Consider the following 24,773-nt stretch of genomic DNA (forward strand, 5'->3'; position numbering starts at 1 on the left):
CATTGTTCCAGAGGGCCCCGCGCGCGAGGCCGCGAACGCGCGAGGAGAGGCCGGCTGCGTTCTGTTAGACATTATTAAGGTTAACGATCGGCAAATCTGCCGCGCGGGCCTCAGCGAGGCTGGGCGAAGGATCGTGGTCAGGGCTGCGAATCCAGGTTGACAAACCCTACACAGCCACGTCATGGCCGCGCTCGTCGCGGCCATCCACGCCAGGACATTGCGACACGAGGGGAGAAGAAGCGGCGTTGTTCCGCTCATGTTCTCGGCTTTCCGTGTCGTCGCGGCGTGGATGGCCGCGACGAGCGCGGCCATGACGCTGGAACATGTCTGCTCGTTAACCCGAATTCGGGGCCCAGGGATTGTGGCAGGGCGATCGGGTGAAGGCCAACAATCCTCCCCCTCATGCTGAGGAGGCTCCGCAGGAGCCGTCTCGAAGCACGAGGGGGAGCTCCAGATGGCCGCGCATGAAGGTTTCCTCGTCCTTCGAGACGCCGCTTCGCGGCTCCTCAGGATGAGGAAACCTTCACCCGATCGCCCTGGGGATCGTGGTTTCGAGCCTTGATCGCCGAGGCGAACGCGTGCTATTGGGCGCTTCGCCGCGAGCGAGGCAAGTCCTCGCTTTCGCCTCCGGAGAGGTGGCTGAGTGGTTGAAAGCACCGCACTCGAAATGCGGCATACGGGCAACCGTATCGGGGGTTCAAATCCCTCCCTCTCCGCCACTATTCGACATTTCAGGACTATTTGACGGGCGGCCGGCGCTGGTCCCTCGTGATCGGGCGACGGATCGGCGTGGACACGGCCATCGCCTCGGCGCCCATCCTGCCTCGAATCGACCGCGCGAGGGACGAGTCGGCGACGCGCGAGAAAATCCGAAATCGAATCATGACCCATGCGGAACGAGGGCGGTCGCCGTCGCGAGCGCGATCGTTTTTCTCCCGCTCGCGCGCGGTTCGAGACGTCGCGGGCGCGCTGATTCCACTCGGCGTGTGTTTCGGATTTTTCGACAAAAATAGTCATGTTAGAGAATGGGCGGTCATGGAGGCCGCGCCAGCGAGCGAATTCGTCCTCACCCCACGTCCCTTCCGTCACATCGTTCGAGAGTGAAGGTCGCGCGAAGGGGGCTCGGCCTCTCCGGTCGGAAGAGGAAAGTCCATGTATCGCTCCAAGTATCGCTCCAAGTGTCGCTCGATATATCGCTCGATCGCCGTCGCGCTCTTTTTCTGTCTCTCCTGCGGCGTCGTCCTGGCGCGCGCGCCGCTCGTGCTGCTCACGGATTTCGGGACGGCGGACGGCGCCGTCGCCGCCATGAAGGGCGTCGCCTATTCCATCTCGCAGGATCTCCTGGTCGCCGACCTCTCTCACGAAGATCCGGGGAGCATATTCGCCGGCGCGTTCCGTCTCTATCAAGCCGAGCCCTATTGGCCGAAGGGATCGGTCTTCGTCGCCGTCGTCGATCCCGGGGTCGGAACGGGGCGGCTGGCCATTGCGCTCGAGACGCTGAGCGGCCGCTTTTTTCTCGCGCCCAACAATGGGCTGCTCACTTTCATCGCCGAGCGCGAGGGCGTGAAAGAGGTGCGTGAGATCGACGAGAGCGTGAACCGCAGGCCCGGCTCCGAGGAGTCCCACACTTTCCACGGCCGCGACATTTTCGTTTATGCCGGGGCGCGGCTGGCGGCGGGCGTCCAATCCTTCGAGCAGATCGGGCGCAGGCTGCCGCCCGAAATCCTGGTCACGATTCCCTATCGCGCGGCGGAGCGCAAAGGCGATGTGGTCGCCGGCGTCATTCCCGTGCTCGACTCGCATTTCGGGAACGTCTGGACGAATATTCCGAAATCTCTCTTCGATGAATTGAAGGTCGCGCTCGGCGACAATATTCGCGTGCGAATTCATCATGGCGATCGGCTCGTCGCCGATCTCGTCGCTCCCTATCGGCGCACGTTCGGCGATGTCCCGCAGGGACGGCCGCTCGTCTATGTCGACAGCCTCTTCGATATGGCCGTCGCGCTCAATCTCGCCGATTTCGCCAAGAGCTATGGCGTCGAATCGGGTCCCGACTGGACGATCGATCTCACGCGCGAACGTCCTTGATCGGCCGATGCGCGCGCGGCTTCGCCAATGGGCGATTTTCTGCGTCCTCGCCGCGGCCGGCGTTCCCGCCATGGCGGCGCCGCGGCTCTGCGGGACGGGCGCCGATGCGCGGCCCCGTCCGGCGCCCGAGACGCTCGCGCCGGCGTCAGCCGCGATCGCGGCCGAGCGCCCGCTCCATGGCGTAGACGCGCAGCGCCGAGGAGAGATTGGCGCGGCCGCGCTCTGCGTCTATGCGCGCGACGAGGCCGGCGAGCGAGCAGCCCTGCTCCTCGGCGGCCGCCTTCAGCGCCTCCCAGAAGATGCGCTCGAGCGACACGCTGGTGCTGTGGCCGGCGATGACCAGCGAATGCTTGGCGACCGTCGAGGCCTTGTCGGCCTCCGACGGATCGGATGTCGGAGCCGTCGGCGACGGCGCGCGCGCGCGTCTGCGGTTCATCCGTTCCGCGCTCCCGCGATCGGAAAATGCTCCGTCTTGTCCCAATAGAATGGCCGGACGCAGAGGTCGCGCAAGGCGCGCCAGGAGGCCAGGGCCAGCATCAGGCTCCACAACGGCCAGCGCAGCAGCGTCGGCCAGAGCCACAGAATATCCGCCTCTTCCATGGCGACGAAGCGCGGCCAGGCGCCCGCCGCGACGCCGCTGGAGGCGACGAGACAAAAAAGCCCGCTGGAAAGCCCGTCGCCGAGCGTCGCGGGCGCCAGCAGCGCGCCGAAGGCGGAATCGTAGATCAGAAAGCAAAGGAAGATCGGCGCATGGAGCGGTGCGAGAAAGCCGCCTGCGAAGATCGCCAGAGCCGCCGCTCCGCGCGCCGCGCCGAGATCGGCGAAATAGGCGGAAGGGTCGCGGCAATGGACCAGCGCGGTCTGCATCCAGCCCTTCATCCAGCGGCTGCGCTGCGCCACCAGCGCGGAAAAGCGCGTCGGCGCCTGCTCCTGCGTGCGCGAGGGAAAGGTGCGGATCGCATAGCCGCGGCGCGCCAGCCGCAGGCCGAGATCGGCGTCCTCGGTCACATTATAGGCGTCCCAGGCGCCCACCGCGCGCAGCGCCGACAGGCGAAAATGATTGGAGGAGCCGCCGAGGAAAAAGGGCAGGCCGGCCGCCGCGGCGCCCTTGTTGAACACATCGAACAAGACGGCGTAATCGATGCAGAACATGGCCGTCGCCCAGTTACGCCGATGATTGTGGATGAAGAGGCTCGCCTGCAGGCAGGCGAGCTTTTCGTCGGCGGCGGCGAACAGCGCCGCGGCGTCGCGCAGCTGGTCGCGCTCGGGCAGGTCCTCGGCGTCGAAGACGGCGACCAGCGCGCCGCGCAGAAAGGGCGTCGCCACATTGAGCGCGCGCGGCTTGGTGCGCGGCTCGCCGGGCGGCGCGACGATGATCTCCCATCCCGGCCGCAGACGCGCGGCGCGCAAGGCGGCGGTCGTCGCGGCGTCGTCGCATTCGACGACGAATTTGACGTCGAGCTTGGCGCGCGGATAGTCGATCGCGTCGAGCGCTCCGGTCAATTGCGGGACGACCCCGGCCTCGTCATACAGCGCCACGACGATGGAGTAGAGCGGCAGATCGCGCTCCCCGAGCGCGGGCGCCGCCTCTCCCGCGCGTCCGCGCATCGCGCAGAGATAGAGACGCAGGCCGATATTGGAGAGAAACAGCAGGGCGAGCAGCGTCGAGACGCTCAGCGAGAGCGTCGAGATGGGCGACAGCCAGGCCGCGAGCAGGACGAGATTGCCGAGGACGAAGGCGCTCGGAGCGCCACCGCCGAGCGCCCGCCGCGCCGCGAGCTCCGGCGCGACGCGCTCCACCGAATAGGCGGCGGCCTCGGCCAGCCGGCGCGCGGAGGAGCGGCGCAGCGCCTCCTCGAAGCAGGACGGGGCGGTGATGGCGAACAGCGGCCGCCCGGCGGAAGAGCGCGTCACGCCGAGGAGCCGCGCGATCTCCTCGCCGCGCGGCGCGAACAGCCAGCGCAGACCCCGCGGCTCCTCGGCGAGGCGGGCGTAGCCGCGGGCGACGTCCAGCTCGAGGCTCGCCGAGGGCTCGAGCGCAGGCGGCGCCTCGAGATAGGGGACCCGCAGCTCCGTCGCCAAAATGCGATAGAAGCGCTCCTCGGAGATCATCCCCTCGGCGATCAGCACGGCGTCGGCCCTGGCTCCCTGACGCCGGGCGATGGTCGCGCCATATTGCAGCATGACCAGCGGCGCGCCATGGGCGGCGAGAAAGGCGATCTCGGGCGGAAGCGGCCGGCCGGCGCCGGGCGCGAGCGTCTCCGGCCCCGGGCGGGCGCGCTGGCGGGCGAGCGCGGCCTCGGGCGAGGTCTCGCGCCGGCGCGCGAAGCCGGCGCTGTCGTCGCGATGCGGAACCGGCGGATACGGCGAAACCCTATCGACCGGATTCACGCTCATACGCTAATCTCCGCCACGCGGCTCCCGCCGCGCCGGGCGGCTGCGAGGCCTCGAATGATCTGCGAGAAAAGAACTGTGGCTGAAGCTTGGCGCAGAAGCGAAATTTTGACAAGCTTCTGCTTTGTGCCGTTCGTCTCGGCGCTGTTCGTCTTTACGCCGCTGATTGCGGTCGCGCCGGCGGGCGCGGCGGAAACGGCCGTCGCCGCCGCTCCCTCCTTCTGGGACCCGGCCCGCAAGATGGACAAGCCCGACCTTACCGCGATCAAGCAGATCCGCTTTCTCACCGAGGATGATTACCCGCCCTTCGATTTCGCGCTGCCGGACGGCGCGATCGCCGGCTTCAACGTCGATCTGGCGCGCGCCATTTGCGAGGAGCTGGAGCTTCCCTGCACCATTCAGCGCCGCCGCTGGGACACGCTCGTCGCCGCGCTGGACGAGAACGCCGGCGACGCCGCCATCGCCTCTTTCGCCATCACCGCCGAGGCGCGCAAGAAAGCGGATTTCACCTCGCCCTATTACACGACGCCCGGCCGTTTCGTCGTGCGCAAGGATTCGGTGCTGCCCGGCGCGACGCCGGCCTCGCTCGCCGAGCGCACCATTGCGGTGGCCGCCGACAGCGCGCATGAGGCTTTTCTGCGGAAATTCTTCCCCGCCTCGACCATTGCCACCTATCCCAGCGCACAGCAGGCGCGCACCGCTCTGAGAGAGGGCCGCGCCCATGCGATGTTCGGCGACGCGATCTCGCTCGCCTTCTGGCTCAATGGCGCGGACGCGGCCGATTGCTGCATGTTCAAGGACGGGCCCTATTCCGATCCGACCTTTTTCGGCGACGGCGTCGGCATAGCGGTGAAGAGGAACAATGTCGTTCTGCGCCGCGCTCTCGATTACGCGCTGGCGCGCGTCGCCCAGAAGGGCGTCTATACGGAAATCTATCTGAAATATTTTCCGCTGGGGCCTTATTGAAAAGCCCCCGCTCCGTTACCCGCGTGAGCGGGGAGGGGCGGGGAGCGAAGCCTCATCCTTCCGCGCGGAACTCGCGCGCGAGGGCCTTCTCGATCTCGGGCAGGGGATGGCGCGTCAGATCCTTGTCCATCTCGCCCCTCACCTTGCTCTTGGCCTTGGGCGACAGCTCCTGGCGCAGCTCGCCGAGCACGCGCGGCGGGGCGATGATGACGATCTCGCTCAATTCGCCGGCCTCGGCGGCGACATTGATGCGCTCGGCGATCGTTTTGGCGAAATGCTCCTTCTCCAGCTCGTGCCAATCGGCGTTCTCGACGGCGCTGCGCGGCGCTCCGCTGGTGCCGTAAACGCGGCCCGGCGCATCGCTGCCCTGGTCGCGCGTCGCGGGATTTTCGTCCACCCGCGCCTCGACGACGCGCAGGTCGAGCAGATCGGGATCGCCGTGATTTTGCAGAAACAGGGCCCTGCGGCCGTCGCCGACCAGAACCCAGGCCCCATTGTGAACGGCAATATTGGTCATGTTTTTCGTCTTTCGTTGAAGACCCACAGGACTCCATTTGGGAACGCCGAGGGGCGACGACAACCGCGGTCGATTGCCGCGCTTCAGGCGGGCGGGCGCGCGAAAGACGAGGGCGTAGATTCTAGACATGATTCCTGCTCAATGCCGCGCCGCTCGCGGATTTCTTGATATGTCGCAAGACGAGCTTGCGAAAGCCGCGAACGTCGGGCTTTCGACGGTGAGGGATTTCGAGAAAGGGCGACGCGTTCCGATTGGAAACAATCTAGCGGCAATACGAGCTGCCCTTGAATCTCGAGGCGTTCGGATTGTTGACCGGGACGATAGCGGGACATGGGGGGTCCTTTACGCCGAGCCTCAAACAGGCAAAGCGTAGTGGACAGAATCTCTCGATTCTGGTAAGCAAATATTGCTGAGCGCTCAAATCGGAGCGCTCAGCAAAGCTTCAGATAGAGCGGGCGCTACCCGCCTGAACTCTTCTGACGGCTTGCCACATCGGGATGCTCCTATGTCTCCTTCAGACTGAAGCGCTGAAGGTCGCACGTGTGGGGTTGACGATTAGCCAGAGGGTTGCTCGGCCAAGATTGGCCCTCTGACGGTGGAAAGGTGGAGGTAGCGGGACTTGCACCCGCGGGGCGATGGATGGAAAGCCGAGCCCTGCACTGTGCACCCCCAATCTCATATGAAAGCTCCGCAGCGAAAGCTCGGAGCTTTCATCGTTTATGAGCTAATGACCAGCCCTTCCCTTCGATTGATATGAACCGCCCGTCCCTATTGAGAGTTGTCGAGAGATATTGTTTCGGGTTTTGCGTCCCTATCTCAATTCCCTGCGCTTCTATCGCTGTGAAGAGTTCGGAAAGCACCATCGGTCCTTTTTCTTTGATGATAGTGGCCGCCGCGTCGCCGATAATGTCCTTCTTCGCTCGCTTTTCCTCTAACTCTCTCGCGCCGCCCTCATAATTTCGATACATCGAAATAAACGAACGCAGCCGATCGATTTCGGATTGCAACTCCGTCATAGCAGATACCTTTTTCTCAAGGTCTGCCACGGCGCGCGAGAGCGGGTCGCTCATTTGACGAATCCTTTCCTTATAGTGAGGTAACAGGGCGGTCATTGATCGTCAAGGACCCTGTGTATGGCGGCCATATATTTTCGGAGATTCGGGCCGCCGAGGCGGTAAGCGGCATCGCGACTAGAATATCAAGGAAAATAAGGGATAATCAGGGGATCATCACGGGATATTCCAGACATATATGCATCAGCTAAGGCCCTCATCATATCTGCCTCGAAATGAGGATGGCGAATTCATCGCATAAAATACGTGTGAGCTATCATTGGCATTTCATCAGAATGTCGCGCGATTCCATCGGGCAAAAAACATACATCAAATGAACGCCACGAAATGATATGAGAATCGCACCGAAGCGCGTCTTTGCGCATTGCGATATAAAATATGAAATGCGTTTCCGCAGATTCAGAACTAAAAATCCGTCATTCAAAAGAAGCTATCCAAATGCCTGAAAAATCACGAAGTGCGTTTGCTGCATAATACCGCGTTTCAGCGCTGGAGCAGAGTGGGAAAAGAGCCGACGAGTTCGCCCTTGGCCCGTCCTTCGAGACGCCCGCTGCGCGGGCTCCTTGGACGAGGGGGCCGGGGCGAGGCAGACGGTTCGCGGCCGCCTCGCCACCAATGCGCCGCCTCAGCCTTCCAGCAGACGGCGTGCGATCACCTGCGCCTGAATCTCCGCCGCGCCCTCGAAAATATTGAGGATGCGCGCATCGCAGAGCACGCGGGAGACCGGATATTCCAGCGCGAAGCCATTGCCGCCGTGAATCTGCAGCGCATTGTCCGCCGCCGCCCAGGCGACGCGCGCGCCGAGCAGCTTGGCCATGCCGGCCTCGAGATCGCAGCGCTTGCCCTCGTCCTTCTCGCGGGCGGCGAAATAGGTGATCTGGCGGGCGATGTGAATCTCGATCGCCATTGTGACGATCTTGTCGAAGACGCGTGGGAAAGCGAACAGCGGCTTGCCGAATTGCACGCGCTCCTTGGCGTAGCGCAGGCCGAGATCGAGCGCCGCCTGGGCGACGCCGAGCGCGCGCGCCGCCGTCTGAATGCGGGCGGATTCGAAGGTCTCCATGAGCTGCTTGAAGCCCTTGCCCTCCTCGCCGCCGAGAAGATTCTCGGCCGGCACCTCGAAATTATCGAAGCCGATCTCGAATTCCTTCATGCCGCGATAGCCGAGCACCTCGATCTCGCCGCCGGTCATGCCCTTGGCCGGGAAGGGATTCTCATCCGTGCCGCGCGGCTTCTCGGCCAGCAGCATGGAGAGGCCCTTATAGCCCTTCTCGTTCGGATTGGTGCGGACCAGCAGCGTCATCACATCGGCGCGCACCGGATGGGTGATCCAGGTCTTATTGCCGACGACCTTGTAGACATCGCCTTCGCGCGTCGCGCGGGTGCGCAGATTGGCGAGGTCGGAGCCATTGTTCGGCTCGGTGAAGACGGCGGTGGGGAGGATTTCGCCGGTGGCGATCTTGGGCAGATATTTGTGCTTCTGCTCCTCCGTGCCGCCGACGAGGATCAATTCGCCCGCGATCTCCGAGCGCGTGCCGAGCGAGCCGACGCCGATATAGGCGCGGGACAGCTCCTCGGAGACGACGCACATGGCGATCTTGCCGAGGCCCGAGCCGCCATATTCCTCGGGAATGGTGAGGCCGAAGACGCCCAGCTCCGCGAGGCCAGTGATCACCTCGAGCGGAATATAATCGTTCTTCAAATGCCATTCATGGGCATGGGGCGTCACAGTGTCGGAGGCGAATTTGCGCATCTCGCTGCGGATCGCCTCCAGCGTCTCGTCGAGGCCGGTGGCGCCGATCGTCTCGGCGGCGCCATTATGGTCGATCAGCTCGGCGAGGCGGGCGCGGTTGGGCGCGGTGTTGCCGGAGGCGATCAGCCGGTCGACCTCGGCAATGCGGCGGGCGGCGACCTGCTCCGGCGTAAGGCCGAAATCCGAGAGGCGGACGAATTCGCCCTGGCTCATCGGAATGCCGCCGAAGACCTGCGCCAGATATTCGGCGAAGCCGATGCGGGTGAGGAGATTCTCCACCTCGCCATAGGCGCCCTCGGCCTGGAGCCGATCGGCGTAGGCGAGCAGCTCGCGCAGGCCCTGCACATAGGTGGCGAACCAGGAGAGGCCGTGGGCGGCGTGCTGCTCGGTCTCGATCAGCTCATTGGAGAGCTTGCCGTCCTTGGTGACGCGGGCGCGGACGGCGTCGAGCGCTTGCCCATAGAGCGCCTCCACGGAGGCGAAGGCCGCCTGCGCCTCGGGCAGCCAGGTCGTGGAGGTGGTCTCGGTCGCAGCGCTCATTCTCTCTCGCTCTTTCTAAAGACGGGCCCGGCGGGGCCGGGGGGATGACAGGATTTTTTCTAAATGCCGCCAATTGCGGGAGGACGCAACCGCCGCTCGCGTCGGCGGGGCCGGAGAGGCGGGATTCGCGCTCCCGCGGGACGGGGGTGGGCGGTCAGATCACAGAAGCGCCCAGATCACAGAAAAAGCGAATTTTGCCGCGATAGCATCGGGCGCCGAGCTCGACCATTGCGGAGGCCTCATGTTTCACGATCCCGATTTCACCCCCTTCACGCCGCGCGAGAAGCCGTCCTATCTGGCGGTGTCGCGCAATTACCTCGAGAATTATGCGCCCGAGGCCTATCGGACCGATTTCTTCTCCGCCAATGCGGTTTGGCCGCTCCTCCCGCGCATGCATTATGTCGTCAGTCCCGAGCTGATCGAGGAGCTGCTGGTCACGCGCGCCGACGCTTTTCGCCGCGACGACATCGCCGCCAAGGCGCTGCGCGGGCCGGTCGAGGGCGAGACGCTGTTCTTCTCGGAAGGCGCGGAATGGAAATGGCAGCGGCGCGCCATCTCGCCGGCCTTTCGCTATGACAATATTCTGGCGCTCGTTCCCCATTTCGTCCGCTGCGCGCAGGCGCAGGCGCAGGAATGGCGCCGCCTCGGCGACGGCGCCGAGGTGGAGATCACAGAGGCCATGTCGCGCACGACATTCGCCGTCATCGAGAAGGCCGTGTTCGGCGCCTCGGAGAATTTCGACGGCGAGCGTTTCATCGCGGCGCTGCGGCCGGTGCTCGGCAGCTTCGCCTGGCGAATGCTGGCGGTGATGTTCCACCTGCCGCCGGATTGGACGCCCTATCCGGGCCTGCTCGCCGCCCGCGCCGGCTCGCGTTTCGTGCATGAGGAGACGGTGAAGCTGCTCGCCGAGCGCCGCGCCCGGAAAGAGGAGACGCGCGATATTCTCGGCCTCCTGCTCTCGGCCAAGGACCCGGAGAGCGGGCGCGTCATGACCGACGCCGAGCTCGTCGCCAATCTCCACGGCTTTCTGCTCGCCGGCCACGAGACCTCCGCCGTCGCGCTGGCCTGGACCTTCTGGCTGCTGGCCAAGGATCAGGCGACGCAGGAGCGCGCCCGCGAGGAGGCGGAGCGCGTCGCTGGCGACGGCGAGATCACGCCGGAGACTGTCGAAAATCTCGCCTTCACGCGGCAGGTCCTGCAGGAATCGATGCGCCTCTTCCCGCCTTTCGCGGCGCTCGGCCGCCAGCCGCGCGAGGATACGACGCTCGGCCCCTATCGCGTCGCCGCCAAGGAGCCGATCTATGTGCTGACCTGGTGCCTGCATCGGCACGAGAAGCTCTGGGACGATCCCACCGGCTTCGACCCCGACCGTTTCGCGCCGGAGCAGGTGAAGGCGCGCCATCGCTACGCCTTTCTGCCCTTCGGCGCCGGGCCGCGCATCTGCGTCGGCATGGGCTTCGCGCTGACGGAGATGGCGACCATCGTCGCGACGCTGCTGCGTGAATTTCGCTTCGAGACGGTCCCCGGCCATCGGCTGGAGCTGGCGCCGACCTTCGCGACGCGGCCGAAGGGGCCGCTGCCGCTGCGCGTCACGCGCCTCTCTCGAAAGGCCCCGGTCGCCCGGACGGAGCGTCAGCTCTCGGCATAGGCGGCCTCGATCGCCGCAATGTCGATCTTCGCCATGCCCATCATGGCGCGCATCGCGCGCGCGGCGCCGGCCCTGTCGGCGCTGCTCAGCAGCTCGGGCAGGCGGCGCGGCGTGATCTGCCAGGAGAGGCCGTAGCGATCCTTCAGCCAGCCGCAGCGGCTATATTCGCCGCCCGCGCCGAGCGCCTCCCAATAATGGTCGACCTCGGCCTGATCCGCGCAATCGACAGAGAGCGAGATGGCCTCCGTGAATTGGAAGACCGGGCCGCCGTTCAGCGCCATGAAAGGCAGGCCGGAGAGCTCGAATGTCACGACCATCGCCGAGCCCGGCTCTCCGGGGCCGGCCTCGCTATAGCGAGACACGCCGGTGACGCGCGAATCGGGGAACAGCGAGACATAGAAATTGGCCGCTTCTTCCCCCTCGCGGTCGAACCAGAGGCAGGGCTTGATCTTCGATGCCGTGATCATTGCGCCGCCTCCTCGCGCGCCGTCTCGACGAGCGTCTTGAGATCGGCGAGGCCTCGCTCGAAAGCGCCGCCGACCATTTTTTCCGGCTTCATGACGAGGCTGAACAGCTTGCCGATAAAGGGCTGGCGCCCTTTCATGTCCCAGGTGACGAGCGAGCCGCCGTTCTGCGGCGCAATGGTGAACTCGACGCGATTGCTGCATTTCATCGGCCGATCCATGCGCAAGGCCAGAGCGACCTTGGCAGGCTCGATCGATTCGACGATCTCGATGCGGCCCGAGCCGGAGCCGGCGTCACCCGAAAAATCATCGGCAGCGCCGACGCCGCGCTCCGGCCCGCTGTACACATTGCGCACGCTCGGCTGTTTCGCGAAGGGGTTCCATTCGTTCATCGCGCGCAGATCGTCGACGAGCGGGAAAACGCGCTCCGGCGGCGCCGCGACGAAGATGGAGCGGGCGATGTGGCAGACATCCGGCTGGCGCGCCGCCAGCACGAGAAAGACGGCGATGATGAGGGCGACGCCGGCGCCGATGATTTCCAACATTTCGAACCTCGTGAAGGGGCGGAGCGGCGCCTGCTTTCACGCAGGCGCCGCGCGCCGTCATTGCGGCACGACCACCATCCAGGGAACGCCGAAGCGATCGGTGAGTATGCCGAAGGCGGGTGAGAAGAAGGTCTTGGTCAAACGCATCTGCGTCTCGCCGCCATCGGCGAGCGCCGCGAAGACGCGTTCGGCCTCCTCGAGAGTCTTGGCGCCATAGGAGAGCGAGAAGCCTTTGAAGCCGCTGCTCTCGGCGCCGTCGCCATCCGAGCCGAAGACGATGGAGTCGCCGATCTTCAGCGCCATATGCATCACCTTGGCGTTCCAGCCCGGCGGCATCATGTCCACCGGCGGAGCCAGAGGCGAATCCTTGTAGCGCATCAGCATCTGAATCTGCGCTCCGATCGCTGTCTCATAGAAGGCGGCGGCTTCTTCGGCGCGGCCGTCGAAGACCAGATAGGGTTGAACGGTCATGATATCTCTCCCCTGCGAGCGCCGCGGACGGGCGCCCGTTTCGTGGGGGGAGATCATGTCCGCGCGAAGCGCTTCGTCAACCGTCGTCGATGACATTACTTGGGGTCGACGACATTACTTGGGAACGACGACCATCCACAGCACGCCGAAGCGATCGACCGCCATGCCGAAGCTCACCGCGAAGAAGGTCTCGCCGAGCGGCATGCGCGCTTCGCCGCCATCCGCGAGCGCGCCATAGATGCGCTCGGCCTCGGCCGCGCTCTTGGCCTCTATGGAGACGCCGAAGCCGTTGAAGCCGGGAGAGAGATTGCCACAGCCATCCGACAAGAACACTTCCGAATCGCCGATCTTGATCGAGGAATGCATGATCTTGTGCTCCCAGCCGGGAGCGAGCACGCCCGGCGGCGGCGGCTCGGGGCTTTCGTCGTAGCGCATGAGGAACAGAACCTCGGCGCCGAGCGCTTGCTGGTAGAAGGCGATGGCTTCGTCGGCGCGGCCCGAGAAGAAGAGATAAGGCTTTATCGTCATTGGATGCTCCCTTGCATTAAAAGATGACGGGCGCGTTCAGCCCTGGACGAGATAGTTCTCGAGCTGCTCGAATGTTCCGGCCCAGCCATTGCTCATGGCGTCGAGCGCGCCGGCGAAAGTCGCGATCTCTTCCGGGCTCGCCTCGAAGGGCCGCGCGCGCAGCGTCAGCTCGCTGGCGCCGTCGCTTTCCGTGAATCGATAGGTCGTCTCGACCTTCAGCGGCCAGGTCTCGCTGAGCGGATGCCGTGCGAGCCCGCGATTCTCATCGGCGAAGGAGGCGATGAGCGTGATGCGCGCCGGCGCCTCGATCTCGCGATAGGCGAAGAGGCCCCACATGGCGCCGCCGTCTGGCGTCCGCAGCCCATAGTGATAGGAGCCGCCGGGACGAAAATCCATTTGCGCGGCGATGACCGGAACGCCCTTCGGCCCGAACCATTGCGCCATGCGCTCGGGCTCGGTGAGCGCTTTCCACAGAAGGTCGCGCGGAACGGCGAAGCGCCGCGAGGCGACGAAGACGGGACCTGCCGATTCCTCGACGAAATCGCCGAGACGTTCGAGATTTTCGGAAAGGCCGATCGCGACGCCATATTCGCGTGCGGCGCGATCGCGCTCGACGAGCGTCGGGAAGCGCATACGCCAGTCGATGCGCGTCTTCTCGCCCTCCTGAAAGAAGGAGATCGTCGTTTCTTTCCTCGAAATATCCCCAGCGTCTTCGCCCGGATGGACATAGGCGATGCGTTCCGGCCGCTGTATCTCGCCAAAGACGATCTTGTTCTCGTAATCGCGTCCGTCCGGGCCGTGCATCACGAAGCGCCAGACTCCGCCGGGAGCGAATTCGAAGGCTTGCGTCGTGAGCGAAAAACCCTTCGGCCCGAACCATCGCGCGAGCCGATCGGCCGAGGAGAAGGCGTCGAAGACGAGCGCGCGCGGCGCGTCGAAGAGGCGCGTCCCGGAAATCTCGGGAACATCCGATGGAGCCGAGATACGAACATCGTCGGACATGACGTCTCCTCAATGATCTTTCGCTCCGAGCTCGCGCGCGAGCTCGGCGAGATAATCGAATGCGCCGGTCCAGCCATGCTGGTGCGAAGCTGCAGACTCCGCCGTTGCGAGGCCACTCTGCACGAAGATCATGTCGGTCTTGCCGTTCAGCTCCGTGAGCTCCACCTCGATCGTCGTCAGCGCTTTCGGCTCGAGGTGATTGCGCTCCCATTCATGCGTCAGCACGAGTCGCGCGGGCGTCTCGATCTCGAGATATTCGCCGTGATGGATGAACTCCTCGCCCTCGGGCGAGCGCATTCCGGCGCGCCATTTGCCGCCGACGCGCAATTCATTCTCGACGAAGAGCACGCTGAATGTCGCCGGGCAGAGCCAGCGCATCATATGCTGCGGCTCGGTCCAGCATTTGAAGACCAGCGCGCGCGGCGCCTCGAATGTGCGCAGCAGGATGAGCCGATGCGGCGCATCCGCTTCGCCCAGCTCGCGCGCGAGGCCTTCGAGGCATCCGGTCCAGCCCGAACGGAAAGCGAAGGATTTCGGCGCCCATTCCGGCGTCAGATATTGCGTCAACGTCAGCAGGCTTCCGGCGCCGTCGGGGCGAATGTCGATTTCGACGCGCGTGAAAGGGCCTTCGCGCTGAACGCCGAAGGTGAAGACGAGACGCCCCGGGCGCTCGATCTCGATATATTCGCCGAAATGCGTGGCGAGAATTTCGCCGCGCGTCTCGTGAATGGCGAAGCCGCCGCCGACGCGCGCGTCGATCTCGACATGCGCGCATTGTCCAGAGGGCGTGCGAAACAACCAGCTGCCGACGGCTTTAGGGTCGAGCCAGGCGTCGAAGAGGAGCGCCGGCGGAGCCGTGAAGCGGCGCGTGATCACGAGCGGCGGGATGGGTTCGTCAGTTCTTCGGAGCATCGGGGTCGCCCTTTTGCAATTGCGCGAGATAGGCGTCGAGCCGGTCGAAGCTCTCGTCCCAGAAACGCCGATAGGTCTCGAGCCAGTCGGAAACTTCGCGCAGCCGCGCCGCATCCAGCTTGCAGGGACGCGATTGCGCGGCGCGGCCGCGGGTGATGAGGCCGGCATGCTCGAGCACTTTCAGATGCTTCGAGACCGCCGGCTGGCTGATGGAAAAAGGCGCGGCGAGCTCGCCGACCGAGGCTTCGCCCTGCGCGAGCCGTGCGAGGATCGCCCGCCGCGTCGGGTCCGCCAGAGCGGCGAGGGTCGTGCTGAGGGGATCGGACATATTTTACCTGTGAGATATGTAACTAATTAGTTATATAACTGATACCGAATATCGCTGTCAAGCGTCCTGCGCTTCTGTCTCGGTGGTGAAAAACCACGATCTCGCGAAGCGCATGACGGGCGCGAGGGCCGAGCCGGCCTTGCCTCGCATTTTGCGCTCGCCTATAAGCCGCGAGCGGCGCGCTGTGTTTCCGACACCCCTGGAGGCGAAAAGCGCGCATTTCTCATTGAAAAAGGACACCGAAATGGCCGAGATCAAGAAGCTCGCGGCCACGGTGCGCAGCGGGACAGGCAAGGGGGCCGCCCGCAGCGTTCGCCGTGAGGGCCGTATACCAGGAGTCATCTATGGCGGCGGCGAGGCGCCGACGCCGCTGTCGCTCGACAAGAAAGAGCTGACCAAGCTCATCTACGCCGGGCATTTCCTCACGACGATCTTCGAGCTCGACATCGATGGAAAGCCCGAGCGCGTCATTCCGCGCGACTATCAGCTCGATGTCGTCAAGGACTTCCCGCTGCATGTCGACTTCCTGCGGCTGAAGGCGGGCTCGCGCCTGCGCGTCGACGTTCCGGTGCATTTCATCAATCACGAAGCGGCGCCGGGCCTGAAGCGCGGCGGCGCGCTCAACATCGTCTACCATTCGGTGGAGATGTGGGTGCCGGCCGACAATATTCCGGATTCGATCACCGGCGATCTGACCGGGCTCGACTTCAACGACGCGCTGCATATCTCGGCCTTCACTCTGCCGCCGAATTGCAAGCCGACCAATCCGGACAAGAACTTCACCGTCGTCTCGATCGCGCCGCCGGTGGTCTCGGCCGAGGAGACCGCCGCCGCTGCGGCCGCCGCCGCGGCGGCTCCGGCCAAGGGCAAGGGCGCTCCGGCCAAGGCGGCTCCGGCCAAGGCTCCGGCCAAGGCTCCCGAGAAGAAGAAGTAACGAGAGCGGCGGTCGGCGCGCGCTGCGCCGACCGCCCTGCGTCACTGGGAGCCATCGGCCATGCTGCTCTTCGTCGGCCTCGGCAATCCCGGCCGCGAATATGCCGGGAACCGGCACAATATCGGCTTCATGGCGGTCGAGAAGATCGCCGACGCGCATGGCTTTTCCGCGCCGCGCGCGCGATTTTCGGGCCTCGTCCGCGAGGGGACGATCGCCGGCGAGCGCGTGCTCGCGCTGCTGCCGCATACTTACATGAACGAATCGGGCCGCTCGGTCGGCGAGGCGCTGCGCTTTCACAAGATCGCGCTCGGCGATGTCGTCGTCTTTCACGACGAGCTCGATCTTTCGCCCGCCAAATGCCGCGTGAAGATCGGCGGCGGCGCGGCCGGACACAATGGCCTGCGCTCGATCGGCGCGCATATCGGGCAGGATTTCAAGCGCATGCGGCTCGGCATCGGCCATCCGGGCGACAAGGCGCGCGTGCATTCCTATGTGCTGGGCGACTTCGCCAAGAGCGAGGAGCCCTGGGTGCGCGCGCTCTGCGGCGCGCTGGCGGACAATGCCGCGCTGATCGTGAAACGCGACGACGCCGGCCTGCAGAACAAGATTCATCTCGCCCTAGAGGCTGCGGGCTTCGCCGCGCCCAAGCGGGTCGGCGAGGCGTGATCGCGCGCGCCGCCTTTGCGCTCGTGCTTCTCTGCGCGAGCCCGGCCGCAGCACAGGAGAAGCCGGCGCAAGCCTATGGCGAGGATCATCCCGCCTGCCTCGAATGGACCGACGGCTGCCTCGTCTGCGCCCGTCAGGAGGATGGCTCGGCGGCCTGCTCCATGGTCGGCGTGGCCTGCCTTCCCGCCGCCGTCGCCTGCCTCAGAGCCAAGTGAAAGCCCGGAGAGCCGAGTGAAAGTCCGGCAACCAAGTGAGAAAACCCGGCCTCGGCGGCTGAATTTCAGCTGAACGCCGCATTCAAAGCGGGTTCAGCGCGGCGCCGGCATGATGCGCTCGTCGATCGGGGAAACGACCCGGTCCAAGGAGACAGACATCATGAAGACCAACGCCATTCTCGCCATCGCCCTTTTCGCTTCCGCTCCGGCTTTCGCCCAGACCGCGACGGCTCCCGCGGCGAAGCCTCCGGCGGGGCCGGCCGCCGCCGTCACTGCGCCGGTCAAGCCGGTGGTCGCCGTCGCCCAGCCGCTCGACATCAACTCCGCCACGGTGGAGCAGCTCGCCGGCGTCAAGGGTCTGACGCACACTCTGGCCGAGGCGATCGTCAAGGGCCGGCCCTATAAATCCGCGGATGAGCTGGTGAAAAACCGCATTCTGACCGAAGCGCTGTTCACCCAGATCAAGGACGGGCTCACCGTCAAGCACAACTGATGCGAGCATAACGCGTCCTCCCCGGCTCGCGTCCTTTCGAAACGCCCGTCGATCCTCGGCGGGCGTTTTCACCGTTTTGGCAGAAAGTGGGGGAGATCGCCGAAGCTTCGTCTCGCAGCCCCTTTCCGCATCGGCCCTTAATGCGTATATTGTGAACTGCCGTCCCTCGGGGCGGCTATGGCGATAAACGAACTCCGTAATAAACCTATCGGACCCGGGGGCGGTACCCGGCGCCTCCACCAGAGGCCGTCACGCGAGACCTGCATTCGGCAGGGCGGCCTGTGGCGGGGGCGAAATAGGATCGACGAGGGCGTAAAGGGTGCTTTTTCGCTCGGCATGATACCGCCGTTATCGGGTCAAACCTTATAGTTGCCAACGACAACTATGCTCCGGTGGCCGTCGCCGCGTAATGCGGTGCTGGTACTGGGATTCAAGTCCTGAGGGGTTGCACCTTTAGGCGGGGCTCGGAGGCGCCTGGCAACAGAAGCCTCCACTTTCGTCCCGACGGGGCAGAGCGAACAGGGGTTCTCGGCGCGCGTCATGTCCACCGACCTCATCAGATACGATCTTCTCGTCCAGGACGCTCTGCGCAGCGTCATGCGCAAGGTTCTCGCCGATGCGGCGGCCGCCGGCCGTCTGCCGGGCGACCATCATTTCACCATCAGCTTCCGCACCAAAGCGCCGGGGGTCAGAATCTCCAAGCGTCTCGCCGAGCAATGGCCGCAGGAGATGACGATCATCCTGCAGCATCAATATTCCAATCTCCTCGTCGACGAGCGCGGCTTCTCCGTGGGCCTGTCCTTTCGCAGCATTCCCGAGCAGCTCTATGTGCCCTTCGAGGCGGTGACGGTCTTCTCGGACCCTTCCGTCGATTTCGGCCTCAAATGGGAGGTGGACGAGCTCGCCCCCGTCCGCGACGAGGCGCCGACTCAGTTTCCGGCGCGGCCGCAGCAGAGCGGCGAGCCGACCCCCGCGCGACCCGGCCCGCGTTCCGCCCGCAGCGAGAAGCGGCAGGAAACGGCGCCCGCCACGGCGGAGGAGGGCGGCAGCGAGGCCGCCAAGATCGTCTCCATCGACGCTTTCCGCAAGAAGACCTGATTCGCCATGGGCGAGATCGTCAATCTGCGACGCGCCCGCAAGGTCAGGGACAAGCGCGCCAGAGAGGCGGAGGCCGACGCCAATCGCATCGCCTTTGGCCGCGCGAAAGCCGAGCGCGAGCTCGGCGAAGCGAGCGCCCGTCTCGAGCGAGAAAAACTCGACGCGCATCGGCTGGAAAATACGCCGCCCGAATCTCGGCCGAAGTGACGCGAGCCTGAAAGCTCGCGGTCCACGATCCGCGGCGCGCTTTTGACCGCGAGCCTTCGGGCGCGCCTCCCGTCAGGCGAACAGCCATTGCTTGAGCGAGAAGCCCGAGCTCAGCGCTTTCCGATAATATTCATAGAGCGCCAAATGGCCGGTGGCGGGCTTGGGCAGCTCGTTCTTCTTCAGCTTGCGGAAGAAGGGCCCCACGATATCCTCGAAATTCTGCGTCGTGTAGCGGCCGCCATAGCGGTCCGAGACGCGCTCGGCGACATTGGCGAACAGCAGGATCAGCGCCTTGAACAGAGCAGGATTGGCGATGTTCGCCTCCGCGCCATGATAGCGCAACCCATTGAGGCAGGCCCGTAAATAGGCGTTGAGCACCTGATAGACGTCCTGCGCCGCGGCGTCGACGAATGCGCCGTCGATGGATTTCAGCGCGGCGTTGAAGGTCACGCGCGAGATCTTGCCCTTGCGCCGCTCCGAGGGGCTGAGCAGGCCGGCGAGCACGCTCTTCTCGTCGGTCGAGAACAGGTCGAAGACATTGTGCAGCAGCGCGTCGGCCTCGGTCTCCGATTCGGAGAGGCGGCGAATGTCGAGCAGCAGCTCCGGCGGAACGGGGCGCTGCTTGGTGTTGATGTCCATGAACAGCTGACATTCCTGCGCGCGCGTCAGCCTGTTGTAGACGACGACCGGCACTTTGACGCTCTTGGCCGCCAGATTGAAGCCATAGACGCGATGCTGCCCGTCGATGATGAGGAAGGAGCGCGGGTCCTTGCGGAAGGTCAGCTCGCCGCTCTTGCGGTCGAAATGAAGCTGCGCGCGCGGCTGCGCGGAGAGAATGATCGCGCTCGGCACGCTGCCGAAGCCGCTGTCGACATAATCGGCGATCTCTCTCGCGCGTTTCTTGTCGAGCAGGCGCTGGAACCCGTCTATGGGATTTTCGAGCCGCGCCTCCACCGTGCAGGTGGCGGCGAGCAGATCGCTCGGCAGCACCAGCGTGTAGAAGCGGTGCCGGCCCTGGGTGACGAGCAGGGCGGGGGCCGCGGCGAAGCCCGCCTCGCCCTTCCGTCGCGGAGCATCCGTCTCCTCGGCGCGCTCGTCCGGAAGCGCCGCGTCGAGCACAGGGTCGACCTCGCTCGGCTCGGCCTGATCGGAAGAGGGCGCGTCGATCGGATTTTCCATGTTCTGGTCCTTCGGGAAAACGCGCCGGATAGGCCGGCGAATCGTCGCATTGCACCGAATCGAACACGTAACCGGCCAAATCCTAGCGAGGAGGCGGCAAAGAACAAGGCGAATCGCATTCTACCCGACAAAAAAACCGGCCCCTTTCGGAGCCGGTTTGATTTGTCTCGATTTGCGGGCCGCTCAATATTTGGCGAGCACGGGCTGCAGCAGGCCGCCGCCGAAGCGATAGGTGATGCCGGCCGAGATCACGATGGGATTGATCGGCAGCGACACTTTGACCGGGACGAAGATCGGTCCGAGCGCCGGCGCCCCCGGCACGAAAGCGACGGCCGTCGAGTGAACCATCGGATGCAGTCCGATATATTTGAAGTCGACGTTCACGCCCCAATGTTCGGTGAACATATAGTCGAAGCCGGCTTGCCCGACCACGCCCCAAGAGGGCGCGACAGTCGCCCATTGGAAGGTGGCGAGCGCTCCGGGCAGGCCGAGACCGGCCAGCGTCGAGCCCGGCGCGAAGGCGATGCCCCAGACGTCGTTGTTGACGCGCGTGCCCCAGAATGTCGTGAAATTCGCGCCAACGCCGAGATAGGGCTGGAACTGGCCGAAATTGGTGAAGTGATACTGCGCCATGATGGACGGCGGGAACAGCCAGGCGCGGGCGAAGTCGCTGGCGATCGTGCCGGTGCCCTGGATGTGATGCGGCGCCATGCAGCAGATCGCCTCGATCGCCCAATTTTTGGTGAGGTAATAGGCCACATCGAGCATGGGGATGATCGATGTCGAGGTGTTGGTGCTCGCGCCCGCGATGACGCCATTGGCGCCGGTGAGGCCCGAGAGACGGCCGATGGAGCCGAGGGCGGGATGGGCGATGCCCTGATCATAGACCGTGCCATGGCCATCGAGCGGAACGACGCCCGCGACCTTCAGGCGAACCTGGAAGGGCTGATAGCTGTCGACGAAGGCCGGCGGCGGCGCGTCCTTCTGCGACGGCAGACCGGCGCCCGAATAGGAGACGAGGCCGGGCGCGAAGGGATCGAAGTGCCAGTTGAGGCCGACGCGCACATTGTGGAAGCGGGTCGGCGAATTCTGCGTCGCGGCGAAGACGGGAGTCGTCGTGCCGATGATCGCCGCCGTGCCGCCGTTCAGCGCGACAGAATTGGCGTTGGTCGAGCCGAGATCGACATAGAGATATTCGGCCTTGATCGACCAGGCCGGGAATTGCGAGGGCGACCATTCGACGCCGCCGCCCGCCGTCCAGCCGGTGCGCGTGTCGTCGGAATAGCCATGGCCGACGGCGGCCCCGGCGAAGCCGGCGCCTACGGCGGCGAAATTATCCGCGAAGCCGACATTGTGGATCACCTGGCCATAGGCGAAGCCGCCCGTGCCATAGATCAGCAGATTGGGTATGGACGGCAGAGTGAAGCCGACGCGGGCGCGGACAGTGCCGAACCAGTCGACGGCTTTCGTCGAATCGGCGGTCTGCAGATGCGCGCCGGTGGCGTCGAAGACGCCGATCGCCGATTTCGCCTTGCTCTCCACGTCCGTGGCCTGAATGTCGGCCTCGAGGCCGAGAACGAGCCAGGGCGAGATCTGATAATTATAGCCGACCTGTCCGCCGCCGACGACGCCGTGCAGATCTTGCGAGGCGTTCCAGGCCGAGCCCAGCGGCGTGACCGGCGCCAGCGAGCCGGGCGAAATATAGCCGAGCGATCCCGTCTCCCGGCTGGAGTCGCCGAAGCCATAGCCGATGTTGATGCCGCCATAGAGACCGGTCCAGCTGAAAGCCGGCGGCGGCGGCGGCAGCGGCGCGCCCTTCAGCGAGGGAAGATCGGCCGCCTGAGCCGTAGCGCTCGCTGCGGTCAACACGGATGCGGCGAGCGCGCCGCGCAAAACACTTCTCATCAGGCTCCCCCGTCAATTGCTCTTAGGACCGACGCCAAGCGCGTCCTTGTCCGAGTCGGCGAACAAATTGCGCTGATTTTCGACGGGAGGACTTGACCTAGGTCAAAGACTGCAGCGTCTCACAATTCTTTCTCGCCGGCTGTGACTCTTTGGCAACAGGGCGCCGCTGTTGCCATCGCGCGGCGATCCTATTAATCGGAGGGCGAACCGCCGGATTCTGCGGCCTTTCCGGGCCGAATCGGGAGAATCGCGGCAGATTCGCTCGCCGCCGGCCGCTCAGAAGCTCGGTCGAGACTGCGACGATTTGACAGCCAGAATCAGAAAGCCGAAGTCCGCGGCGAGGCCGCGTCCGGCGGGGGAGACACAATGCTCGAAACGGCCTTGGCGCATGGGCTGAAGCAAGAGGAATATGAGCGCATCCTCGCGCTGATCGGCCGCGCGCCGAGCCTCACCGAGCTCGGCATATTCTCGGCCATGTGGAACGAGCATTGTTCCTACAAGTCTTCGCGCATTCATCTGCGCAAGCTGCCGACCAAGGCGCCCTGGGTCATCAAAGGGCCGGGCGAGAACGCCGGCGTCATCGACATAGGCGGCGGCGACGCCTGCGTGTTCAAGATGGAGAGCCACAACCACCCCTCCTTCATCGAGCCCTATCAAGGCGCGGCGACGGGCGTGGGCGGCATATTGCGTGACGTCTTCACAATGGGCGCGCGGCCGATCGCTTGTCTGAATCTGCTGCGCTTCGGCCAGCCGGCGCATCCCAAGACGCGGCGGCTCGTCGCCGGCGTCGTCGCGGGCGTCGGCGGCTATGGCAATTCCTTCGGCGTGCCGACCGTGGGCGGCTCGACCGAATTCGACGCATCCTATGACGGCAATATTCTCGTCAACGCCATGGCGGTCGGTCTCGCCCGCACGGATTCGATCTTCTATTCGGCGGCGGCGGGCGTCGGCAATCCGATCGTCTATCTCGGCTCCAAGACCGGCCGCGACGGCATTCACGGCGCCAGCATGGCCTCAGCCTCCTTCGAGGCCGACGCCGAGGAGAAGCGTCCGACCGTGCAGGTCGGCGATCCCTTTTCGGAAAAGCTGCTGCTCGAGGCGTGTCTCGAGCTGATGGCCTCGGGCGCCGTCATCGCGATCCAGGACATGGGCGCGGCCGGCCTCACCTCCTCCGCCGTGGAGATGGGCGCCAAAGGCAATCTCGGCATAGAGCTCGATCTCGACGCGCTGCCCTGCCGCGAAACGGGCATGACCGCCTATGAGATGATGCTCTCGGAGAGCCAGGAGCGCATGCTCATGGTGCTGAAGCCCGAGCAGGAGAAAGAGGCCGAGGCCATTTTCGTGAAATGGGGCCTCGATTTCGCCATTATCGGCAAGACCACAGATAATCTGCGCTTCGTCGTCAAGCATAAGGGCGTCGTCGAGGCCGATCTGCCGATCAAGGAGCTCGGCGACGAGGCTCCGCTCTACGATCGCCCCCATGTCCCGACGCCCAAGCCGCCGGTTCTCGATGCGGCTTCGATCGCGCCGGTCGGCTCCAACGCGCAAGCGCTGCTCGCCCTGCTGGCCACGCCGGACCTCTGCTCCAAGCGTTGGGTGTGGGAGCAATATGATCATCTGATCCTCGGCAATACGGTGCGCGCGCCGGGCGGCGACGCCGCCGTCGTGCGCATCCGCGACGGGCGCAAAGGCTTGGTGCTGACCACTGACGTCACGGCGCGCTATTGCGCGGCCGATCCGGCAGAGGGCGGCCGCCAAGCTGTCGCGGAGGCCTGGCGTAATATTTCGGCGCGCGGCGGTCAGCCTCTGGCGCTCACCGACAATCTCAATTTCGGCAATCCCGAAAAGCCCGAGATCATGGGCCAGTTCGTCGGCTGCCTCGAAGGCATTGGCGAGGCGGCGCGGGCGCTCGACTTCCCGATCGTCTCCGGCAATGTCTCGCTCTACAATGAGACGCAGGGTACGGGCATTCTGCCGACCCCGGCGATCGGCGGCGTCGGCGTGATCTCCGATGTGGCGCTCGCCGCGACGATCGCTCTGCCCGGGGGCGGCAAGACGATTCTGCTGGTCGGCGCGACGAGAGGCTGGCTCGGCCAGTCGCTCTATCTGCGGGATCTCGCGGGTCGCCGCGACGGCGCGCCGCCGCCGGTCGATCTTTCGGCCGAGAAGCGCAATGGCGATTTCGTCCGCGCGCTCGTGCTCGAGCAGCGGGCGCTCGCCGCGCATGATCTCTCGGATGGCGGGCTCGCCGTGGCGCTCGCGGAAATGGCGATCGCCGGCGGCGTCGGCGCGACGATCGCGCGCCTGCCCGCGGGGCCCGCCCATGCGGTCCTCTTCGGCGAGGATCAGGCGCGCTTCCTGATCGTGGCCGAGCCCGCGGAGGCGGAGGCGATCGAGAAGGATGCGAAGGCGGCGGGGGTCGAGGTCCTCGCCCTGGGCGTGACCGGCGGAAACGAGTTGCATCTGCCCGGAGAGGCGCCGATATTGCTTTGTGATATGCAACATGCGCAGGAGGCGCCGCTGCCGGCCTATATGGCCGGCAAGGAGGACGCCTTCGCTCGAGGCTTCAGGAGGTCGAAGCGCAATGGCGATGGAAAGAACTGAAATCGAGCGTCTCATCAAGGTGGCCATTCCGGACGCCGTGATCGAGATCACCGCGCTCGCCGACGACGGCGATCATTGGGCCGCCTCGGTGAAGTCGGAGGCGTTCCGCGGCAAGAGCCGCGTGCAGCAGCATCAGATGGTCAACAAGGCATTCGGCGAGCGCCTCGGCGGCGAGCTGCACGCTTTGGCGTTGACGACGATCGCTCTATAAATCGTTTCTGCGCCCGGCGGGGCTCGCCGGGC

26 protein-coding genes, 1 tRNA gene and 1 other RNA gene are annotated in these 24,773 nt (G+C 65.1%); 14 read left to right on the forward strand and 14 right to left on the reverse strand.

Features of this window, described 5'->3' with window-relative positions; genetic code table 11:
• Nucleotides 1-629: 629 nt before the first annotated feature.
• Together AC6IY7_RS09060 and AC6IY7_RS09065 are read left to right on the forward strand one after the other, a co-directional pair.
• Nucleotides 630-719 (forward strand) — tRNA-Ser (locus AC6IY7_RS09060).
• Between the two features lie 433 nt (nucleotides 720-1,152).
• The gene (locus AC6IY7_RS09065) at nucleotides 1,153-2,088 is read left to right on the forward strand and encodes an SAM hydrolase/SAM-dependent halogenase family protein (RefSeq protein WP_497782718.1); all 936 of its coding nucleotides are present in this window, start codon (nucleotides 1,153-1,155) and stop codon (nucleotides 2,086-2,088) included.
• Nucleotides 2,089-2,233: 145 nt separating this feature from the next.
• Here AC6IY7_RS09065 and AC6IY7_RS09070 read toward each other — a convergent pair whose 3' ends face one another.
• Together AC6IY7_RS09070 and AC6IY7_RS09075 are read right to left on the reverse strand one after the other, a co-directional pair.
• On the reverse strand, nucleotides 2,234-2,524 hold the full coding sequence (locus AC6IY7_RS09070) for a ribbon-helix-helix domain-containing protein (protein ID WP_497782719.1): 291 nt from the start codon (nucleotides 2,522-2,524) through the stop codon (nucleotides 2,234-2,236).
• Complete coding sequence (locus AC6IY7_RS09075; RefSeq protein ID WP_497782720.1) at nucleotides 2,521-4,485, reverse strand: glycosyltransferase; 1,965 nt, start codon at nucleotides 4,483-4,485, stop codon at nucleotides 2,521-2,523. Before AC6IY7_RS09075 ends, AC6IY7_RS09070 begins: the two co-directional genes overlap by 4 nt.
• Nucleotides 4,486-4,608: 123 nt before the next feature.
• Here AC6IY7_RS09075 and AC6IY7_RS09080 point away from each other — a divergent pair, with 123 nt between their 5' ends.
• Complete coding sequence (locus AC6IY7_RS09080) at nucleotides 4,609-5,448, forward strand: transporter substrate-binding domain-containing protein (protein ID WP_497782721.1); 840 nt, start codon at nucleotides 4,609-4,611, stop codon at nucleotides 5,446-5,448.
• Between the two features lie 52 nt (nucleotides 5,449-5,500).
• On the opposite strand, the gene AC6IY7_RS09085 is transcribed toward AC6IY7_RS09080, so the two are convergent.
• Nucleotides 5,501-5,965: a baeRF12 domain-containing protein gene (locus tag AC6IY7_RS09085; RefSeq protein WP_497782722.1), complete on the reverse strand. Its 465-nt coding sequence runs from the start codon at nucleotides 5,963-5,965 to the stop codon at nucleotides 5,501-5,503.
• A 169-nt stretch (nucleotides 5,966-6,134) separates the two neighbouring features.
• On the opposite strand from AC6IY7_RS09085, the gene AC6IY7_RS09090 reads away from it, so the two are divergent.
• Entirely contained in the window at nucleotides 6,135-6,338 is a 204-nt protein-coding gene (locus AC6IY7_RS09090; RefSeq protein ID WP_497782723.1) for a helix-turn-helix domain-containing protein, read from the forward strand.
• A gap of 337 nt (nucleotides 6,339-6,675) precedes the next feature.
• Here the strand turns inward: AC6IY7_RS09090 and AC6IY7_RS09095 are convergent, their stop codons facing one another.
• Together AC6IY7_RS09095 and AC6IY7_RS09100 are read right to left on the reverse strand one after the other, a co-directional pair.
• Nucleotides 6,676-7,035, reverse strand: coding sequence for a hypothetical protein (locus tag AC6IY7_RS09095; protein ID WP_497782724.1), 360 nt, complete (start codon nucleotides 7,033-7,035; stop codon nucleotides 6,676-6,678).
• A 628-nt stretch (nucleotides 7,036-7,663) separates the two neighbouring features.
• Nucleotides 7,664-9,331, reverse strand: a complete 1,668-nt coding sequence (locus tag AC6IY7_RS09100; protein WP_497782725.1) for an acyl-CoA dehydrogenase family protein — start codon at nucleotides 9,329-9,331, stop codon at nucleotides 7,664-7,666.
• 241 nt (nucleotides 9,332-9,572) lie between these two features.
• Between AC6IY7_RS09100 and AC6IY7_RS09105 the strand changes: the two genes are divergently transcribed.
• Entirely contained in the window at nucleotides 9,573-10,979 is a 1,407-nt protein-coding gene (locus AC6IY7_RS09105; protein ID WP_497782726.1) for a cytochrome P450, read from the forward strand.
• Here the strand turns inward: AC6IY7_RS09105 and AC6IY7_RS09110 are convergent.
• From AC6IY7_RS09110 to AC6IY7_RS09140, 7 genes are all read right to left on the reverse strand, one after another.
• Complete coding sequence (locus AC6IY7_RS09110; protein ID WP_497782727.1) at nucleotides 10,964-11,446, reverse strand: VOC family protein; 483 nt, start codon at nucleotides 11,444-11,446, stop codon at nucleotides 10,964-10,966. The genes AC6IY7_RS09105 and AC6IY7_RS09110 overlap by 16 nt on opposite strands.
• The gene (locus tag AC6IY7_RS09115) at nucleotides 11,443-11,988 is read right to left on the reverse strand and encodes an SRPBCC family protein (RefSeq protein ID WP_497782728.1); all 546 of its coding nucleotides are present in this window, start codon (nucleotides 11,986-11,988) and stop codon (nucleotides 11,443-11,445) included. The genes AC6IY7_RS09110 and AC6IY7_RS09115 overlap by 4 nt, the downstream gene beginning before the upstream one ends.
• 57 nt (nucleotides 11,989-12,045) lie before the next feature.
• The gene (locus AC6IY7_RS09120) at nucleotides 12,046-12,459 is read right to left on the reverse strand and encodes a VOC family protein (RefSeq protein WP_497782729.1); all 414 of its coding nucleotides are present in this window, start codon (nucleotides 12,457-12,459) and stop codon (nucleotides 12,046-12,048) included.
• Between the two features lie 114 nt (nucleotides 12,460-12,573).
• On the reverse strand, nucleotides 12,574-12,987 hold the full coding sequence (locus tag AC6IY7_RS09125; RefSeq protein ID WP_497782730.1) for a VOC family protein: 414 nt from the start codon (nucleotides 12,985-12,987) through the stop codon (nucleotides 12,574-12,576).
• A gap of 36 nt (nucleotides 12,988-13,023) precedes the next feature.
• Nucleotides 13,024-13,989: an SRPBCC family protein gene (locus AC6IY7_RS09130; RefSeq protein WP_497782731.1), complete on the reverse strand. Its 966-nt coding sequence runs from the start codon at nucleotides 13,987-13,989 to the stop codon at nucleotides 13,024-13,026.
• Between the two features lie 9 nt (nucleotides 13,990-13,998).
• The gene (locus tag AC6IY7_RS09135) at nucleotides 13,999-14,901 is read right to left on the reverse strand and encodes an SRPBCC family protein (protein ID WP_497782732.1); all 903 of its coding nucleotides are present in this window, start codon (nucleotides 14,899-14,901) and stop codon (nucleotides 13,999-14,001) included.
• Nucleotides 14,885-15,229, reverse strand: a complete 345-nt coding sequence (locus tag AC6IY7_RS09140) for an ArsR/SmtB family transcription factor (RefSeq protein ID WP_497782733.1) — start codon at nucleotides 15,227-15,229, stop codon at nucleotides 14,885-14,887. Before AC6IY7_RS09140 ends, AC6IY7_RS09135 begins: the two co-directional genes overlap by 17 nt.
• A gap of 244 nt (nucleotides 15,230-15,473) precedes the next feature.
• Between AC6IY7_RS09140 and AC6IY7_RS09145 the strand changes: the two genes are divergently transcribed.
• From AC6IY7_RS09145 to AC6IY7_RS09175, 7 genes are all read left to right on the forward strand, one after another.
• Nucleotides 15,474-16,163 (forward strand): 50S ribosomal protein L25/general stress protein Ctc, encoded by a 690-nt coding sequence (locus AC6IY7_RS09145; protein WP_497782734.1) that lies wholly within the window; start codon nucleotides 15,474-15,476, stop codon nucleotides 16,161-16,163.
• Between the two features lie 60 nt (nucleotides 16,164-16,223).
• Complete coding sequence (gene pth / locus AC6IY7_RS09150; protein ID WP_497782735.1) at nucleotides 16,224-16,829, forward strand: aminoacyl-tRNA hydrolase; 606 nt, start codon at nucleotides 16,224-16,226, stop codon at nucleotides 16,827-16,829.
• A complete protein-coding gene (locus tag AC6IY7_RS09155; RefSeq protein WP_497782736.1) occupies nucleotides 16,826-17,044 on the forward strand; it encodes a hypothetical protein in 219 nt (72 codons plus the stop codon). The genes pth and AC6IY7_RS09155 overlap by 4 nt, the downstream gene beginning before the upstream one ends.
• Nucleotides 17,045-17,204: 160 nt before the next feature.
• Nucleotides 17,205-17,537: a ComEA family DNA-binding protein gene (locus AC6IY7_RS09160; protein WP_497782737.1), complete on the forward strand. Its 333-nt coding sequence runs from the start codon at nucleotides 17,205-17,207 to the stop codon at nucleotides 17,535-17,537.
• Between the two features lie 118 nt (nucleotides 17,538-17,655).
• Nucleotides 17,656-18,032: a transfer-messenger RNA gene (gene ssrA, locus AC6IY7_RS09165) on the forward strand.
• Between the two features lie 45 nt (nucleotides 18,033-18,077).
• Complete coding sequence (locus AC6IY7_RS09170; protein ID WP_497782738.1) at nucleotides 18,078-18,635, forward strand: SspB family protein; 558 nt, start codon at nucleotides 18,078-18,080, stop codon at nucleotides 18,633-18,635.
• Nucleotides 18,636-18,641: 6 nt separating this feature from the next.
• On the forward strand, nucleotides 18,642-18,842 hold the full coding sequence (locus AC6IY7_RS09175) for a DUF4169 family protein (protein ID WP_497782739.1): 201 nt from the start codon (nucleotides 18,642-18,644) through the stop codon (nucleotides 18,840-18,842).
• Nucleotides 18,843-18,914: 72 nt separating this feature from the next.
• Here the strand turns inward: AC6IY7_RS09175 and AC6IY7_RS09180 are convergent, their stop codons facing one another.
• Both AC6IY7_RS09180 and AC6IY7_RS09185 read right to left on the reverse strand, forming a co-directional pair.
• Nucleotides 18,915-20,021 (reverse strand): DGQHR domain-containing protein, encoded by a 1,107-nt coding sequence (locus AC6IY7_RS09180; RefSeq protein WP_497782740.1) that lies wholly within the window; start codon nucleotides 20,019-20,021, stop codon nucleotides 18,915-18,917.
• Between the two features lie 183 nt (nucleotides 20,022-20,204).
• Nucleotides 20,205-21,926 carry an OmpW family outer membrane protein gene (locus AC6IY7_RS09185; protein ID WP_497782741.1) on the reverse strand — a complete coding sequence of 574 codons (1,722 nt, stop codon included), beginning with the start codon at nucleotides 21,924-21,926 and terminating at the stop codon, nucleotides 20,205-20,207.
• A gap of 366 nt (nucleotides 21,927-22,292) precedes the next feature.
• Here AC6IY7_RS09185 and purL point away from each other — a divergent pair, with 366 nt between their 5' ends.
• Together purL and AC6IY7_RS09195 are read left to right on the forward strand one after the other, a co-directional pair.
• A complete protein-coding gene (purL, locus tag AC6IY7_RS09190) occupies nucleotides 22,293-24,530 on the forward strand; it encodes a phosphoribosylformylglycinamidine synthase subunit PurL (RefSeq protein WP_497782742.1) in 2,238 nt (745 codons plus the stop codon).
• Nucleotides 24,511-24,741, forward strand: coding sequence for a BolA/IbaG family iron-sulfur metabolism protein (locus AC6IY7_RS09195; protein WP_497782743.1), 231 nt, complete (start codon nucleotides 24,511-24,513; stop codon nucleotides 24,739-24,741). The genes purL and AC6IY7_RS09195 overlap by 20 nt, the downstream gene beginning before the upstream one ends.
• Nucleotides 24,742-24,773: the final 32 nt, after the last annotated feature.

It is taken from the genome of Methylosinus sp. is20ea (genome assembly GCF_059718135.1).

Excerpts from the sequence above, each read along its gene's own strand:
- AC6IY7_RS09065 (WP_497782718.1), top strand. The coding sequence starts at position 1,153 with ATGTATCGCTCCAAGTATCGCTCCAAGTGTCGCTCGATATATCGCTCG.
- AC6IY7_RS09070 (WP_497782719.1), bottom strand. The coding sequence starts at position 2,524 with ATGAACCGCAGACGCGCGCGCGCGCCGTCGCCGACGGCTCCGACATCC.
- AC6IY7_RS09075 (WP_497782720.1), bottom strand. The coding sequence starts at position 4,485 with ATGAGCGTGAATCCGGTCGATAGGGTTTCGCCGTATCCGCCGGTTCCG.
- AC6IY7_RS09085 (WP_497782722.1), bottom strand. The coding sequence starts at position 5,965 with ATGACCAATATTGCCGTTCACAATGGGGCCTGGGTTCTGGTCGGCGAC.
- AC6IY7_RS09090 (WP_497782723.1), top strand. The coding sequence starts at position 6,135 with ATGTCGCAAGACGAGCTTGCGAAAGCCGCGAACGTCGGGCTTTCGACG.
- AC6IY7_RS09095 (WP_497782724.1), bottom strand. The coding sequence starts at position 7,035 with ATGAGCGACCCGCTCTCGCGCGCCGTGGCAGACCTTGAGAAAAAGGTA.
- AC6IY7_RS09100 (WP_497782725.1), bottom strand. The coding sequence starts at position 9,331 with ATGAGCGCTGCGACCGAGACCACCTCCACGACCTGGCTGCCCGAGGCG.
- AC6IY7_RS09105 (WP_497782726.1), top strand. The coding sequence starts at position 9,573 with ATGTTTCACGATCCCGATTTCACCCCCTTCACGCCGCGCGAGAAGCCG.
- AC6IY7_RS09110 (WP_497782727.1), bottom strand. The coding sequence starts at position 11,446 with ATGATCACGGCATCGAAGATCAAGCCCTGCCTCTGGTTCGACCGCGAG.
- AC6IY7_RS09115 (WP_497782728.1), bottom strand. The coding sequence starts at position 11,988 with ATGTTGGAAATCATCGGCGCCGGCGTCGCCCTCATCATCGCCGTCTTT.
- AC6IY7_RS09120 (WP_497782729.1), bottom strand. The coding sequence starts at position 12,459 with ATGACCGTTCAACCCTATCTGGTCTTCGACGGCCGCGCCGAAGAAGCC.
- AC6IY7_RS09125 (WP_497782730.1), bottom strand. The coding sequence starts at position 12,987 with ATGACGATAAAGCCTTATCTCTTCTTCTCGGGCCGCGCCGACGAAGCC.
- AC6IY7_RS09130 (WP_497782731.1), bottom strand. The coding sequence starts at position 13,989 with ATGTCCGACGATGTTCGTATCTCGGCTCCATCGGATGTTCCCGAGATT.
- AC6IY7_RS09135 (WP_497782732.1), bottom strand. The coding sequence starts at position 14,901 with ATGCTCCGAAGAACTGACGAACCCATCCCGCCGCTCGTGATCACGCGC.
- AC6IY7_RS09140 (WP_497782733.1), bottom strand. The coding sequence starts at position 15,229 with ATGTCCGATCCCCTCAGCACGACCCTCGCCGCTCTGGCGGACCCGACG.
- AC6IY7_RS09145 (WP_497782734.1), top strand. The coding sequence starts at position 15,474 with ATGGCCGAGATCAAGAAGCTCGCGGCCACGGTGCGCAGCGGGACAGGC.
- pth (WP_497782735.1), top strand. The coding sequence starts at position 16,224 with ATGCTGCTCTTCGTCGGCCTCGGCAATCCCGGCCGCGAATATGCCGGG.
- AC6IY7_RS09160 (WP_497782737.1), top strand. The coding sequence starts at position 17,205 with ATGAAGACCAACGCCATTCTCGCCATCGCCCTTTTCGCTTCCGCTCCG.
- AC6IY7_RS09170 (WP_497782738.1), top strand. The coding sequence starts at position 18,078 with ATGTCCACCGACCTCATCAGATACGATCTTCTCGTCCAGGACGCTCTG.
- AC6IY7_RS09175 (WP_497782739.1), top strand. The coding sequence starts at position 18,642 with ATGGGCGAGATCGTCAATCTGCGACGCGCCCGCAAGGTCAGGGACAAG.
- AC6IY7_RS09180 (WP_497782740.1), bottom strand. The coding sequence starts at position 20,021 with ATGGAAAATCCGATCGACGCGCCCTCTTCCGATCAGGCCGAGCCGAGC.
- AC6IY7_RS09185 (WP_497782741.1), bottom strand. The coding sequence starts at position 21,926 with ATGAGAAGTGTTTTGCGCGGCGCGCTCGCCGCATCCGTGTTGACCGCA.
- purL (WP_497782742.1), top strand. The coding sequence starts at position 22,293 with ATGCTCGAAACGGCCTTGGCGCATGGGCTGAAGCAAGAGGAATATGAG.
- AC6IY7_RS09195 (WP_497782743.1), top strand. The coding sequence starts at position 24,511 with ATGGCGATGGAAAGAACTGAAATCGAGCGTCTCATCAAGGTGGCCATT.